General features: G+C 65.0%; 10 protein-coding genes. 8 read left to right on the top strand and 2 right to left on the bottom strand.

Annotation, left to right across the window (positions count from 1 at the left end):
- Positions 1 to 34 precede the first annotated feature (34 nt).
- Positions 35 to 433 carry a helix-turn-helix domain-containing protein gene (locus FX984_RS05380; RefSeq protein ID WP_027608661.1) on the bottom strand — a complete coding sequence of 133 codons (399 nt, stop codon included), beginning with the start codon at positions 431 to 433 and terminating at the stop codon, positions 35 to 37.
- Between the two features lie 204 nt (positions 434 to 637).
- Between FX984_RS05380 and FX984_RS05375 the strand changes: the two genes are divergently transcribed.
- From FX984_RS05375 to uvrA, 7 genes are all read left to right on the top strand, one after another.
- Entirely contained in the window at positions 638 to 1,546 is a 909-nt protein-coding gene (locus tag FX984_RS05375; protein ID WP_027608660.1) for a LysR family transcriptional regulator, read from the top strand.
- A 92-nt stretch (positions 1,547 to 1,638) separates the two neighbouring features.
- Positions 1,639 to 2,256 (top strand): transcriptional repressor LexA, encoded by a 618-nt coding sequence (lexA, locus tag FX984_RS05370; protein ID WP_098479276.1) that lies wholly within the window; start codon positions 1,639 to 1,641, stop codon positions 2,254 to 2,256.
- Positions 2,256 to 2,870, top strand: coding sequence for a translesion DNA synthesis-associated protein ImuA (gene imuA, locus FX984_RS05365; protein ID WP_027608658.1), 615 nt, complete (start codon positions 2,256 to 2,258; stop codon positions 2,868 to 2,870). The genes lexA and imuA overlap by 1 nt, the downstream gene beginning before the upstream one ends.
- Before the next feature lie 7 nt (positions 2,871 to 2,877).
- A complete protein-coding gene (locus FX984_RS05360) occupies positions 2,878 to 4,293 on the top strand; it encodes a Y-family DNA polymerase (RefSeq protein WP_098479277.1) in 1,416 nt (471 codons plus the stop codon).
- Positions 4,269 to 7,361, top strand: coding sequence for an error-prone DNA polymerase (locus FX984_RS05355; RefSeq protein WP_222435072.1), 3,093 nt, complete (start codon positions 4,269 to 4,271; stop codon positions 7,359 to 7,361). The genes FX984_RS05360 and FX984_RS05355 overlap by 25 nt, the downstream gene beginning before the upstream one ends.
- A gap of 109 nt (positions 7,362 to 7,470) precedes the next feature.
- A complete protein-coding gene (locus FX984_RS05350; protein ID WP_027608655.1) occupies positions 7,471 to 9,183 on the top strand; it encodes an ATP-binding protein in 1,713 nt (570 codons plus the stop codon).
- On the top strand, positions 9,180 to 11,699 hold the full coding sequence (gene uvrA, locus FX984_RS05345; protein ID WP_146477993.1) for an excinuclease ABC subunit UvrA: 2,520 nt from the start codon (positions 9,180 to 9,182) through the stop codon (positions 11,697 to 11,699). Before FX984_RS05350 ends, uvrA begins: the two co-directional genes overlap by 4 nt.
- A 119-nt stretch (positions 11,700 to 11,818) precedes the next feature.
- Here the strand turns inward: uvrA and tkt are convergent, their stop codons facing one another.
- The gene (gene tkt, locus FX984_RS05340) at positions 11,819 to 13,876 is read right to left on the bottom strand and encodes a transketolase (RefSeq protein ID WP_092356723.1); all 2,058 of its coding nucleotides are present in this window, start codon (positions 13,874 to 13,876) and stop codon (positions 11,819 to 11,821) included.
- A gap of 175 nt (positions 13,877 to 14,051) precedes the next feature.
- Here tkt and FX984_RS05335 point away from each other — a divergent pair, with 175 nt between their 5' ends.
- The gene (locus FX984_RS05335; protein WP_027608652.1) at positions 14,052 to 14,276 is read left to right on the top strand and encodes a DUF465 domain-containing protein; all 225 of its coding nucleotides are present in this window, start codon (positions 14,052 to 14,054) and stop codon (positions 14,274 to 14,276) included.
- The last annotated feature ends 117 nt before the right edge of the window (positions 14,277 to 14,393 follow it).

The following is a 14,393-nucleotide window of genomic DNA, read 5'->3' as shown; positions in this document are numbered from 1 at the left end:
AAGCGGCCAGCATATTCCAGGTGCGTGCCGACCACTAGGCAGCGATCTCCCGAGGCTTGTGACGCAGTTGGTGATTTCGCCAGGTCATCGGGTTGACGCCCTCGCTGCGCGTGAACATATGGCAGAAATGCGCCTGGTCGCAAAAGCCGCACTCCAGGCTGATTTGCGTGAGGCTCAAGGAGGAACCGGTGATCAACTCCTTGGCCCGCTGGATGCGTTGCTGGCGTATCCATTCCTGGGGCGACAGCCCGGTGGTGCACTTGAACGCGCGGGAAAAATGGCTGCGCGACAGGGCGCAGGCCTGGGCCAGGTCGGCAATCGCCAGGCTTTCACCGAGGTTGGCGAGGATCAATTGCTTGGCGATTCGTTCGCGCCGGGGGCACAGGCCGCCGGTGGCGGATAAGCGAGGAGCACAATACGCAGGTCGGGCCATGACGGATATCCGCAGTCGATGGGAGCGTTCCCGGTGAATGGATGCAGTGTAGACCGGCTCATTTTTGGCGCCCCGCCGGCTGGCTGGCGAGTTAATCGTTGTTAATTTCGCCAGGTTCGGTCGCGGAAAAGACAGCACAGGCATGCAATCCAGGCAGTGTCCTGTCTGCTTAGCTGGGAGCCTGCTAACCGTTTGGATACCGCCATGAACCGCAATGACCTGCGCCGCGTCGACATGAACCTGTTGGTGATTTTCGAAGCGCTGATGTTCGAGAAGAACCTGACCCGGGTCGCCGAAAAGCTCTTCATGGGCCAACCGGCGGTGAGTGCGGCATTGGGCCGGCTGCGAGATTTGTTCGACGACCCGTTGTTGCTGCGCAACGGCCGGGGCATGGAGCCCACGCCACGCGCCGTGGCGATACTCAAGGAGCTGCAACCGGCCATGGACACCATTTCAGGCGCAGTCAGCCGCGCCAAGGATTTCGACCCTTCCACCAGCTGTGCGGTGTTCCGCATCGGCCTGTCCGACGACGCCGAGTTCGGCCTGTTCCCGCCGTTGCTCAGCCAACTGCGCGAAGAAGCCCCGGGCATTATCGTGGTGGTACGCCGCGCCAATTACCTGCTGATGTCCGCATTGCTGGCCAGTGGCGAGATCTCGGTGGGCGTGAGCTACACCACTGAACTGCCGGCGAATGCCAAGCGCAGGAAACTGCGGGACATTCCCTGCAAGGTGCTGCGCGGGGATGACGGCGTCGAACCGCTGACCCTCGACGACTATTGCGCACGGCCCCATGCGATGGTGTCGTTCTCGGGGGACTTGAGCGGCAATATCGACCTGGACCTGGCCCGTATCGGCCGTGCCCGGCGGGTGGTGCTGGCGGTACCGCAGTTCAGTGGCTTGCGGGCGCTGCTGGCTGGTACGCAGATTATTGCCACGGTGCCCGACTATGCGGCGTGTGCGTTGACCGAGGGCACGGCGCTGCGGGCAGAGGATCCGCCGTTTGCGATCGACGCGGCGGAGTTGTCGATGGTGTGGAGTGGTGTGCATGACAATGACCCGGCGGAGCGGTGGTTGAGGGGCAGGATTGCGCAGCATATGGCGGGAGGGGGATGAGCTTGGCGGCTTCTGGGCCTCCCCCGGTTTGATCTGCATACCCCCCAACCCCGACTACCGGCTCTTGTAAGAAATTTCCCAGAGGAGTACAAATGTACTCCATGACGACCCTGACCCCCCGCCGCACCGCCATCCTGACCTTCATCCGCGACCGTATCGCGCAGCAAGGCCAACCCCCCAGCCTCGCCGAGATCGCCGAGGCGTTCGGCTTTGCCTCCCGCAGCGTCGCACGCAAGCACGTCGTGGCCCTGGCCGAAGCCGGTTTCATCGAGGTCAACCCCAACCAGGCGCGCGGCATTCGTTTGCTCAACCAGCCCCCGCGCCCGGAGTGGCTGGATGTCCCGGTGCTCGGCCGAGTGGCGGCCGGCCGGCCCATCGGCGCGGATGCCGACGTGCACAGCCGCCTGCAACTCGACCCCGCCACTTTCGCGAAAACCCCGGATTATCTGTTGCGGGTGCAAGGCGACTCGATGATCGAGGACGGCATCCTCGACGGCGATCTGGTGGGCGTGCGCCGCAGTGCCGAAGCGGTGAACGGGCAGATTGTGGTGGCGCGCCTGGACGGTGAAGTCACCATCAAGCGTTTCGAGCGCAGTGGCGAGCGTGTTCGCCTGCTGCCGCGCAATCCTGCGTATCAACCCATTGTGGTCGGGCCCGACCAGGACCTGGCCATCGAAGGGGTGTTCTGCGGCCTGGTGAGGCAAGGCTGATGGGCGCCGTGGTTGCACTGGATACGCTGTTCAATGGCGGCCGCGTCTGGAAAGGCCGGCCTGTCGCGCCTCCGGCCAGCGTGCAGCCTACGGGGCTGGCGGCGCTGGATGCGGTGCTGCCCACGGGCGGCTGGCCGGAGTCGGCCTTGAGCGAAATCCTGATGGCCAGGGACGGTATCGGCGAACTGCAACTGGTGCTGCCGACCCTGGCGCGGTTATCGGCGGCGGGGGAGCGCATTGTGCTGGTGGCGCCGCCCTACACCCCGTACCCCCACGCGTGGCAGAACGCCGGGGTGGATTTGCGCCAGCTGTCGGTGGTCCAGGCCGAGGCGCGGGATGTGCTGTGGGCGGTGGAACAATGCCTGCGCTCCGGCAGTTGCGGCGCGGTGCTGTGCTGGCCGCACAAGGCGGATGACCGCGCCTTGCGTCGCTTGCAGGTGGCTGCGGAAACCGGGCAGACCCTGGCGTTTGCCTGGCGCGCCTTGAGTGAAGCGATCAACCCTTCGCCCGCCGCCCTGCGCCTGGCCGTCGAGGCCAAACCTGCCCGGGTGCGGGTGCTCAAGTGCCGGGGTGGCTTGGCTCATCCGGCGCCGATTGCACTGGCGGGGCACTGAGGTTGCCATGCGCTGGGTGTGTATTGTCTTCCCGCAATTGGCGCTGGACGGGGTGCAGCGCCTGCACCCCGAGCCCGACCAACCCCTGGCGCTGCTGGCCGGCACGCCGCAGCGGCGCGTGCTGCAAACTGTCAATGACGCCGCCCGCGCATTGGGCCTGCGCCCGGGGCAATCGCTGACGGCCGCCCATGCCCTGGCCAAGACCTTTGCCTGTGCCGAATACGACCCCGTGGAGATCGAGCGCTGGCAGCAGTTCCTCGCCGCCTGGGCCTACCGCTTCAGCTCCCAGGTCAGTGTGTATTACCCGCGTGCCTTGCTGTTCGAGATCGAATCGAGCCTGGGCCTGTTCGGGCCCTGGCCTCGGTTCGAGGCACGCCTGCGCCAGGAACTGAGCGAGCTGGGCTTTCGTCACCGTATCGTCGCCGCCCCCAACCCGGCGGCGGCGCGGGTGCTGGCCAATCTCTACGATGGCCTGGCCGTGGCCGATGAGGATGCGTTGCTCCAGGCCCTGGCGCCACTGCCCATCGACCGCGCCGGCCTCGACCCGCAAGCGGCCACCGCGTTGTCGCGCATGGGCCTGCGTACCCTGGCCCAAGTGCAGGCGTTGCCCCGGCACACCCTGGCGCGGCGCTTTGACGCCAGCCTGCTCAAGCACCTCGATGCCTTGACCGGACAACGGCCGTTGGCCCTGGCGTTCTATCAGCCGCCGGACCAGTTCGATGTGCGCATCGAGCTGAATTTCGATGTGCAATCCCACCAGGCCTTGTTATTCCCCCTGCGCCGTCTGACCGGCGACCTCTCGGCGTTCCTCTGCGGCCGTGACAGTGGCGTGCAGCGTTTCGACCTGCACCTGGAACATGCCGATGCACCGGACAGTGTGATCAAGGTCGGCCTGCTGAGCGCCGAGCGTGAGCCGGCGATGCTGTTCGAACTGGCCCGTGGGCGCCTGGAGCACGTGCAAGTCACCTCGCCGGTGCGTGGTTTTCGCCTGGTGGCCCAGGACCTGCCGGTGTTCGTGCCGCAACGCCAGGACCTGTTCGACGATCGCCCGCAACAGACCCTGCCGTGGGAACAATTGCGCGAACGCCTGCGTGCACGCCTGGGGGATGAGGCGGTGCAAGGCCTGCGCTTCCATGCCGACCATCGCCCCGAATGCGCCTGGCAAATGGCGGCGGATAAAAGCCCGTGCGCCACCTTGGGCAAGGTGCGGCGTCCCGGCTGGTTGCTTGACGAACCGACCTTGCTGGCCGAGCAGGGCGTGCAGATCCTCATGGGCCCGGAGCGCATCGAATCCGGCTGGTGGGACGGTGCTGATATTCGCCGCGACTACTACCTGATCCAGACCCGCGCCGGCCAGCAAGGCTGGGCCTATCGCTGCGTGGGGCAAAGCGATGGGCTGTGGCTGCAGGGCTGGTTCGCATGAGTTATGCCGAGCTGCACTGCCTGTCCAACTTCAGCTTCCAACGCGGTGCCTCCAGCGCCCTGGAGTTGTTCGAGCGGGCCAAGCGCCAGGGCTACAGCGCCCTGGCGATCACCGATGAATGCACCTTATCGGGCATCGTGCGGGCCTGGCAGGCGGCGAAGGCGGTGGGCTTGCCGCTGATTATCGGCAGCGAAGTGCGCATCGAAAACGGCCCGAAACTGGTGCTGCTGGTACAGGACCTCAGCGGCTACCAGCACCTGTGCCGCTTGATCACCGTGGCCCGACGCCGGGCTGAAAAAGGTCGCTACCGCCTGCTGCTGGAAGACTTCGAGCAGCCGTTGCCCGGCCTGCTGGCGCTGTGGGTCGCCGAAGACAGCGACACCCAGGCCTCGATCCACTGGCTGCGCCGTACCTTCGCCGAACGCCTGTGGCTGGCGGTGCACCTGCACTGCGGCCAGGACGATGCGCGGCATCTGGAGCAACGCCTGCACCTGGCCGCCAGCCTGCAGATTCCGGCGGTGGCCTGCGGCGATGTGCATATGCATGCCCGTGGCCGCCGCGCCCTGCAAGACACCATGACCGCGATCCGTCATCACGTGCCGGTGGCCGACGCCGGCACGCGCCTGCACCCCAATGGCGAGCGGCATCTGCGCAGCCTCGACGCCCTGGCCACGCTGTACCCGCAGGCGCTGCTCGACGAAACCCTGGCCATCGCCCAGCGCTGCCACTTCGATCTTGGCCAGTTGCGCTATCACTACCCGCGCGAGCTGGTGCCCGAGGGCCATGATGCCGAATCCTGGTTGCGCGCCGTCACCGATGAAGGCATCGCCCGGCGCTGGCCCCACGGGGTCGACGCCAAGACGTTGCAGCAGATCCATCACGAGCTGACACTGATCAGCAAACTGGGTTACGAAAGCTACTTCCTCACGGTGCACGACATCGTGCGCTTCGCCCGCAGCCGGTCGATCCTGTGCCAGGGCCGGGGTTCGGCAGCCAACTCGGCGGTGTGTTTTGCCCTGGGCATCACCGAGATCGACCCGAGCCTGACGAGTACGTTGTTCGAGCGCTTCCTGTCAGAGGAGCGCAACGAGCCGCCGGACATCGACGTCGACTTCGAGCACGAACGTCGCGAAGAAGTGCTGCAGTACGTGTTCCAGCGCTATGGCCGTACCCGCGCGGCGCTGACGGCGGTGGTCAGCAGTTACCACGCCGCCGGCGCAGTGCGCGATGTGGCCAAGGCCCTCGGCTTGCCGCCGGACCAGATCAACGCGCTGGCCGAATGCTGCGGGCGCTGGAGTGACGATGCGCCGCCCCTGGAACGCCTGCGCGAAGGCGGCTTCGACCCGGACAGCCCGATCCTGCGCCGTGTGCTGACGCTCACCCAGCAACTGATCGGTTTTCCCCGGCACCTGTCCCAGCACCCCGGGGGCTTCGTGATTTCCGAATACCCGCTGGATACCCTGGTGCCGGTGGAAAACGCCGCCATGGCCGAGCGCACCATCATCCAGTGGGACAAGGATGACCTCGATGCGGTCGGCCTGCTCAAGGTGGATATTCTCGCCCTGGGCATGCTCAGCGCGATCCGCCGCTGTTTCGATCTGCTGCGCCGCCATCGTGGCCGTGACCTGTCGCTAGCGACGATCCCCAAGGAAGACCCGGCCACCTACGCGATGATCAGCAAGGCCGACACCATCGGCGTGTTCCAGATCGAGTCGCGAGCGCAGATGTCGATGTTGCCCAGGTTGCGGCCGCAAACATTCTACGACCTGGTGATCGAGGTGGCCATTGTGCGCCCCGGGCCGATCCAGGGTGGCATGGTGCATCCGTACCTGCGCCGACGGAACAAGGAAGAACCCACGACTTACCCGTCGCCGGAGTTGGAAACCGTGTTGGAGCGCACCCTGGGCATCCCGCTGTTCCAGGAACAGGTGATGCAGATCGCCATGGTCGCCGCCGACTACAGCCCCGGCGAGGCCGACCAGTTGCGCCGTTCCATGGCCGCCTGGAAACGCCACGGTGGCCTGGAGCCGCATCAAGCACGCCTGCGCACCGGCATGTTGAAAAACGGCTACACCGAGGCTTTTGCCGCGCAGATCTTCGAACAGATCAAGGGCTTCGGCAGCTATGGTTTCCCCGAGTCCCACGCCGCCAGTTTTGCCTTGCTGACCTACGCCAGTTGCTGGCTCAAGTGCCATGAACCGGCGGCCTTCGCCTGTGCGTTGATCAACAGCTGGCCCATGGGGTTCTACAGCCCGGACCAGATCCTGCAGGATGCGCGGCGCCATCGCTTGCAGATCCGCCCGGTGGATGTGCAGGCCAGCGACTGGGACTGCAGCCTGGAGCCCATCGATGGCCAGCAGCCGGCGATTCGCATGGGGTTGCGCATGATCTCGGGGTTTCGCGAAGAGGATGGGCGGCGTATCGAAGCCGCACGTCAGCGCCGGGCGTTCAGGGATATTGCCGATCTGGACGCCCGCGCCGAGCTGGATGCGCGCACCCAGGCATTGTTGGCGGATGCCGGGGCCTTGCGTGCCCTGGCCGGCAACCGGCATACGGCGCGCTGGGCCGTGGCAGGGGTGCATAAGCAGCTTGGCTTGTTCGCCGGCCTGCCCAGCCCCGATGAGGCGCGGGTGGAACTGCCGAAACCGACGGTGGGTGAGGATCTGCACGCCGACTACGCCCTGCTTGGCACCACCCTTGGCCCGCACCCATTGGCGCTGCTGCGCGCCGAGCTGCGTAAACGGCGTTGCCGCAGCTCGAATGAACTGCAGGCGGTGGAGCATGGGCGCACTGTCAGCGTCGCCGGGCTGGTCACCGGTCGCCAGCGCCCCGGCACGGCCAGTGGCGTGACCTTTGTCACCCTCGAAGATGAATTCGGTAACCTCAACGTGGTGGTCTGGCGCGACCTGGCCGAACACCAGCGCCAGGCCCTGGTGGGGTCGCGGTTGCTCAAGGTGGACGGGCGTTGGGAGGCGGTGGGCGAGGTGCGGCACCTGATCGCCGGGCGCCTGACCGACCTGACGCCGCTGCTGGACGGCATCACGGTGCGCAGCCGGGATTTTCACTGAGGCGGGTAGCGCTGGCGGTGATTAGCCCCTAATTTATAGAAAATGAAACCATCGCCCCTTGATACGCTCCAAATTTTGCGACCGTCCTTTCTCTGCGCAGAGCCGAACGATGCAATTCTTATCCGACCCCCACGGCTGTGAAGGTTGGGCCGGCGAAATGGCCCAGCGCATTCGCGCATTTGACTGGTCAACCACCGACCTGGGACCCCTTGATCGCTGGTCCACCAGCCTCGCCTGTACCGTGCAGATGATGCTGGCATCCCCCGTGCCCATGGTGATGCTCTGGGGGCCGGCGGGGTACATGATCTACAACGACAGCTATTCGGTGTTTGCCGGTGGCCGCCATCCTTATTTGCTCGGCACGCCGGTGGAGCTGGGCTGGCCGGAAGTCGCCGACTTCAACCGCCATGTGGTGGACACCTGCCTGGCCGGCGGCACCTTGTCGTTCAACAACAAAGACCTGGTGCTGCTGCGCAACGGCCAGCCGGAAACGGTGTGGCTGGACCTCTATTACAGCCCTGTCGCCGGAGATAACCAGCAACCGGCCGGCGTGCTGGCGATTGTGGTGGAGACCACCGCCCACGTGCATTCCGAACGCGTGCGCCAGGAACTGACCCATAACCTGGAGCAACGGGTGGCCGCCGAAGTCCAGGCGCGTTCCGCCGCCGAAGACCAACTGCGCCAGTCGCAAAAGCTCGAAGCCATTGGTGGCCTGACCGGTGGCGTGGCCCATGACTTCAATAACCTGTTGCAAGTGATCGCCGGCAACCTGCACCTGCTGGCTCGCCATGAACCGGAGAATGCCCAGGTGCAGCGGCGGGTCACGGCGGCCATTGCCGCGGTGGAGCGGGGCGCCAAACTGTCCTCGCAACTGCTGGCCTTTGCCCGGCGCCAACCGTTGTCACCGGCCGTGTACAACCCGCAGCGCATCTACGCCGGGCTGGGCGAACTGCTGCAACGTGCGTTGGGTGAAACCATCCATATCGACGTGCAGCTGCCCCAGGATTCCTGGTGCATCAACGTCGATCGCAACCAGTTGGAAAATGCGCTGCTCAACCTGGCGATCAACGCCCGCGACGCCATGAAAGGCGAAGGCGTGATTCGCATCACCGGTGAAAACATCATCCTCAACCCCAAGGATTGCCGTGGCAAAAGCATCAAGCCAGGCGAGTATGTGCGCCTGGCCGTCACCGACATTGGCGTGGGCATGCCGGCGGCGATCCTGTCGCGGGTGTTCGAGCCGTTTTTCACCACCAAGCGCGATGGTCACGGCACCGGCCTTGGCTTGAGCATGGTGTTTGGTTTTGTCCGCCAGAGCGGTGGGCATGTGGACGTGTGGAGCGAGGAGGGCAAGGGCACCGTGGTGCAAATGTACTTTCCGCGCAGCCTGGGCGAAGAAGTCCAGGAGACTCACCCAGAACCCGTGTCCCACGACATGGGCCAGGAGACCATCCTGGTGGTGGAGGACAACGAGGATGTGCGGGTGACCGTGGTGGACCTGCTCGAACAGGCAGGCTACACGGTGTTGACCGCCGAAGACGGCGACCGCGCGATGCAAGCCTTGCAGGACGGCGTGCGGCCCGACCTGATCTTCACCGATGTGGTGATGCCCGGCCGTATCAAAAGCACCGACCTGGCCGAGTGGGCCCGCGTCCAGACGCCGCCGGTGGCGGTGCTGTTCACCTCGGGGCACACCCGCGACATCCTCTCCAGCAATCACCTGCTCAGCGCTGACATTCACTTGCTGAGCAAACCCTACAGCCCCGAGGCCCTGACGCAACGGCTGCGCAGCGTGCTCACCGCCAGACAAGGTTGTTCATGACGTCACAACGCACCATGCCTCCGATCACTGCCCAGCACCTTGGATTCGTAAAGGTGCGCGGCGCCCGCGAACACAACCTGAAGAACGTCGACGTGGACATTCCCCGGGATGCCCTGGTGGTGTTTACCGGCGTCTCCGGTTCGGGCAAATCGTCCCTGGCGTTTTCCACGGTGTATGCCGAGGCCCAGCGCCGCTATTTCGAATCGGTGGCGCCCTATGCACGGCGCCTGATCGATCAGGTCGGCGTGCCCGATGTGGACAGCATCGAAGGCCTGCCGCCCGCCGTGGCGTTGCAGCAGCAGCGCGGCACGCCGAGTGCGCGTTCCTCAGTGGGCAGTGTGACCACCCTGTCGAGCCTGATCCGCATGCTGTATTCGCGTGCCGGCAGCTACCCGCCGGGACAGGCGATGCTGTATGCCGAGGACTTTTCGCCGAACCTGCCCCAGGGCGCGTGCCCGCAATGCCATGGCCTGGGCCGTGTGTATGAAGTGACCGAGGCGCTGATGGTGCCCGATCCGTCCCTGACCATCCGCCAGCGCGCGGTGGCGTCCTGGCCCCTGGCGTGGCAGGGCCAGAACCTGCGCGACATTCTCGTGACCCTGGGCTATGACGTGGATGTTCCCTGGCGCGACCTGCCGAAAAAGCAGCGCGACTGGATCCTGTTCACCGAAGAAACCCCCACCGTACCGGTGTATGCCGGTTTCACCCCGGCGCAAACCCGCGATGCACTGAAACGCAAGCTGGAGCCAAGCTACCAGGGCACGTTCAGCGGCGCGCGGCGCTACATTTTGCACACCTTCACCCACACCCAAAGCGCGCTGATGAAGAAGCGCGTGTCGCAGTTCATGCAGGGCAGCGCCTGCCCGTTGTGCGAGGGCAAGCGGCTGACCCGGGCGGCGCTGTCGGTGAAGTTTGCCGGGGTGGACATTGGCGAGTTGTCGCAACTGTCATTGACGCAATTGGCCGCGTTGTTGCGGCCGGTGGCGGCGGGGCAGGACAAGATGAAGCTGTCGGTGGAAAAACGCCTGGCGGCCCAGCGTATTGCCGAGGATCTGCTGGAGCGGGTCAGTACCTTGATCGAATTGGGGTTGGGCTATCTGTCCCTGGAGCGCAGCACGCCGACCCTGTCGTCCGGGGAGTTGCAGCGCCTGCGCTTGGCCACGCAATTGGGTTCGCAATTGTTCGGGGTGATCTATGTGCTGGATGAACCTTCGGCAGGCCTGCACCCGGCGGATGGCGAAGCGTTGTTCTCCGCGCTCGAACGTTTGAAAGCGGCGGGCAATTCGTTGTTTGTGGTGGAACATGATCTGGAAACCATGCGCCGCGCCGACTGGTTGATCGATGTGGGCCCGGCCGCCGGCGAGCATGGCGGGCACGTGCTGTACAGCGGGCCACCGGCCGGTCTGGCGGACGTTGAGGCGTCGCAGACCCGGGCCTATCTGTTCGCCGACAAGCGCCCTGGGAACCCGGCGCGCCGTGAACCCAGCGGCTGGCTGAGCCTGGAAGGCGTGACGCGCAATAACCTCAAGGACCTGAGCGTGGATGTCCCGTTGGGCTGCTTTACGGCGGTCACCGGTATTTCCGGCTCGGGCAAGTCCAGCCTGGTCAGCCAGGCGCTGCTGGAACTGGTGGGCAGCGGCCTCGGCAGCCGGGTGGAAAACGACGAAGAGCCGAGCCTGGAAGACGACGCCCCGCAAATCAGCGGCGGGCGCATCAGTGCCGGCCTGGAGCACATCCGTCGCCTGGTGCAGGTGGACCAGAAACCCATCGGCCGCACCCCGCGTTCCAACCTGGCGACCTACACCGGTTTGTTCGACAACGTGCGCAAGTTGTTCGCCGCCACGCCAGCGGCGAAGAAGCGCGATTACGACGCCGGGCAGTTCTCCTTCAACGTCGCCAAGGGCCGTTGCCCGAACTGCGAAGGCGAGGGCTTTGTCAGCGTCGAATTGCTGTTCATGCCCAGCGTCTACGCACCGTGCCCGACCTGCCACGGCGCGCGCTACAACCCTGAAACCCTGGCCGTCAAATGGCAAGGCCTGAGCATCGCCCAGGTGCTGGGGCTGACCGTGGAACAAGCGGTGGAGGTGTTCGCCGAACAACCTGGGGTACTGCGTTCACTGCACGTGCTGCGGGATATCGGCCTGGGTTACCTGCGCCTTGGGCAGCCGGCGACGGAACTGTCCGGCGGCGAAGCGCAACGCATCAAACTGGCCACCGAGCTGCAACGCAATGCCCGTGGCGCGACGTTGTATGTGCTGGACGAACCCACCACCGGGCTGCATCCACGGGATGTCGACCGCCTGCTCAGTCAGCTCAATCAACTGGTGGATGGGGGGCATACGGTGGTCGTGGTGGAACATGAAATGCGCGTGGTGGCCCAGAGTGACTGGGTGATCGACATCGGACCGGGAGCCGGGGACCTGGGCGGCAAGGTGGTTGCCAGTGGGACGCCGCAGAAGGTGGCCAAAAACAAAACCAGCCGCACCGCGCCATTCCTGGCCCGAGAGCTGCTCTGACTAGCGATGTTGTCCAAATGTGGGAGGGGGCTTGCTCCCGATGAGGGAGTGTCAGTCGCTAATAATTTGACTGAGCCACCGCCATCGGGGGCAAGCCCCCTCCCACATTTTGCTCAGCGTTAGGTCAGGTTGATCTGTGCCCTGGCCTGCTTCACCACATTCTCAACCGTAAACCCGAACTGCTCCTGCAACTTCGCCAACGGCGCCGACGCGCCGAAGCTGTTCATCACCACCTTGGCGCCGGTCTGGCCGACATAGCGGTCCCAGCCCAGTGGCCCGGCCTGTTCCACCACTACCCGGGCCTTCACTGCCGGCGGCAACACGCTGTCGCGGTAGGCCTGGTCCTGGTCTTCGAACAGTTCCCAGCTGGGCATTGAAACCACCTGCGCGGCAATCCCTGCGCTTTTCAACTGCTCATACGCAGCCACCGCCAGGCTGACTTCACTGCCGCTCGCCAGCAGAATCACCTGAGGATCATCCGCCCTCGCCAGTACATAGGCGCCCTTGGCCGCCCCCGATGCCGCCGCGTATTTCGTACGATCCAGCGTCGGCAGTGGCTGGCGGGACAGTATCACGCAACTTGGCCGGTGGGTCTGCGCCAGCGCGACCTTCCACACTTCCAGGGTTTCATTCGCGTCGCCGGGGCGCAGGGTCAGCAACCCCGGCGTGGCGCGCAGTTGGGTCAGGTGTTCGATGGGCTGGTGGGTCGGCCCATCTTCGCCCACGCCAATCGAGTCATGGGTAAACACGAACACCACCGGCAGCTCCATGATCGCGGCCAGGCGGATCGGCGGCTTCATGTAGTCGCTGAACACCAGGAATGTCGAGGTGTACGGCCGCAGGTAGGACAACGCCATGCCGTTGGCAATCGCGCCCATGGCGTGTTCGCGGATGCCGAAGTGCAGGTTGCGCCCGCTGTAGTCGTCGGCGCTGAAACGCCCGGCACCGTCGAAGGTGAGGTTGGTCTTGGTCGAGGGCGACAGGTCCGCCGAGCCGCCGAGCAGCCACGGGATCTGCCGGGCAAAGGCATTCAGTACTTCGCCACCGGCGGCACGGCTGGCCACGCCCTTGGCGTCGGGGTCGAAACCGGGCAGGTCATCCTGCCAATGCTCCGGCATTTCGCCGGCACGCATGCGGCGCAGCTCTTCGGCCAGTTGCGGCTCGTGCTGCTGCAGCTGCGCCAGGCTATGCTGCCAGGCGTCATATAACGGCTGGCTGCGCTCCAGCAGGGCGTCACGCAACACCGTGCGGGCCTCGTCGGGGACCAGGAAGCTGGAATCCTGCGGCCAGCCATACGCAGCCTTGGTCAGGCGGATCTCTTCATCGCCCAAGGGCTCGCCATGGGCGGCGGCGGTGTTGTGTTTGTGTGGCGAACCGTAGCCGATCACGCTGTCGACCACGATCAGGGTCGGCGCGCCGGTGTTGCCCTTGAAGGTGTTCAGCGCCTCGCTCAAGGCCTGCAAGTCATTCGCATCGGTGACGTGCACGGTGTGCCAGCCATAGGCCTGGAAGCGCTTGATCACGTCTTCGCTGAAGGCCAGCTCGGTGTGGCCTTCAATGCTGATGGTGTTGTTGTCGTAGATCCAGCACAGGTTATCCAGCTTCAGGTGCCCGGCCATGGACGCGGCTTCGCTGCTGATGCCCTCCATCATGTCGCCGTCGCCGCACAGGGTGTAGACGTTGTAGTCGAACAGCACCTGGCCGTCGCGGTTGAAACGCTTGCCCAGCCAGCGCTGGGCCATGGCCATGCCGACGCTGTTGGCGCAGCCCTGGCCCAGCGGCCCGGTGGTGGTTTCCACACCGGTGGTCATGCGGTACTCGGGGTGGCCGGGGGTCTTGGAGCTCATCTGGCGGAACTGCTTGATATCGTCCAGGCTGATCGCCGGTTGCCCCGAACGTTTGCCGTGGGCATCGATCTCGACCACACCGGCCAGGTGCAGCAGCGAATACAGCAGCATCGACGCATGCCCCACCGACAACACAAAGCGGTCACGGTTGGGCCAGTCGGGATGCTCGGGATGGTAACGCAGGAAGCGGCTCCACAGCGTATACCCCACCGGTGCCAGGCCCATGGGCGTGCCGGGGTGGCCGGAGTTGGCCTTCTGCACGGCGTCCATGGCCAGGGTGCGCAGGGTGTTGATGCATTGGGTGTCGACAGCGGTGGCAGCATGAGTCATGAAACCGTTCTCCCTCGGGTGGCGATTTACAGTGGAGGGCGGGGTGTGGCAAAGGTTTGATCCCATTGCCCGCGCCGCGACGAACGGGGATGGATTGACCCTGAACATGACAAGACCGGCTGGAATGGGCTAGCTTCAAGGGGGTAAGCCATTGATCAACTTGCGGAGGTACGCCATGCCAGTGAAACACGACCTGTATCAGGATTTGGGGTTGAGCAAGGAAGCCGTTCACGAACGCAGGGCGAACGACAAACGCCTGGACTCGCTGTTCACTCAATACGATGCGGCCGATGGGGAGGTGCTGAAGGCGGAATCGGCCAAGGCCAGCGATGAGGAGGTGGAGAAGCTGAAGAAGAAACGCCTGTTGGTCAAAGACGAGATTGTGGGGCGATTGGGTTAAGCGCAACACTGCGCCTGCCATAGCGGGCGCAGATTTTTTCAGAATTGCCTGAAAGACATCTCTGCGCCGCCTGCCTATGATCCCGCTCGCCCTCCCGGCTCTGGGGACTGTTGCGGC

This window comes from Pseudomonas marginalis (assembly GCF_008692035.1).
Classification (GTDB): Bacteria; Pseudomonadota; Gammaproteobacteria; order Pseudomonadales; family Pseudomonadaceae; genus Aquipseudomonas; species Aquipseudomonas marginalis.
This window is presented reverse-complemented; position numbering and strand designations above follow the sequence as displayed.

Bases quoted from the DNA above. Each gene is read 5' to 3' on its own strand.
- FX984_RS05380 (WP_027608661.1), bottom strand. From the start codon at position 433: ATGGCCCGACCTGCGTATTGTGCTCCTCGCTTATCCGCCACCGGCGGC.
- FX984_RS05375 (WP_027608660.1), top strand. From the start codon at position 638: ATGAACCGCAATGACCTGCGCCGCGTCGACATGAACCTGTTGGTGATT.
- lexA (WP_098479276.1), top strand. From the start codon at position 1,639: ATGTACTCCATGACGACCCTGACCCCCCGCCGCACCGCCATCCTGACC.
- imuA (WP_027608658.1), top strand. From the start codon at position 2,256: ATGGGCGCCGTGGTTGCACTGGATACGCTGTTCAATGGCGGCCGCGTC.
- FX984_RS05360 (WP_098479277.1), top strand. From the start codon at position 2,878: ATGCGCTGGGTGTGTATTGTCTTCCCGCAATTGGCGCTGGACGGGGTG.
- FX984_RS05350 (WP_027608655.1), top strand. From the start codon at position 7,471: ATGCAATTCTTATCCGACCCCCACGGCTGTGAAGGTTGGGCCGGCGAA.
- uvrA (WP_146477993.1), top strand. From the start codon at position 9,180: ATGACGTCACAACGCACCATGCCTCCGATCACTGCCCAGCACCTTGGA.
- tkt (WP_092356723.1), bottom strand. From the start codon at position 13,876: ATGACTCATGCTGCCACCGCTGTCGACACCCAATGCATCAACACCCTG.
- FX984_RS05335 (WP_027608652.1), top strand. From the start codon at position 14,052: ATGCCAGTGAAACACGACCTGTATCAGGATTTGGGGTTGAGCAAGGAA.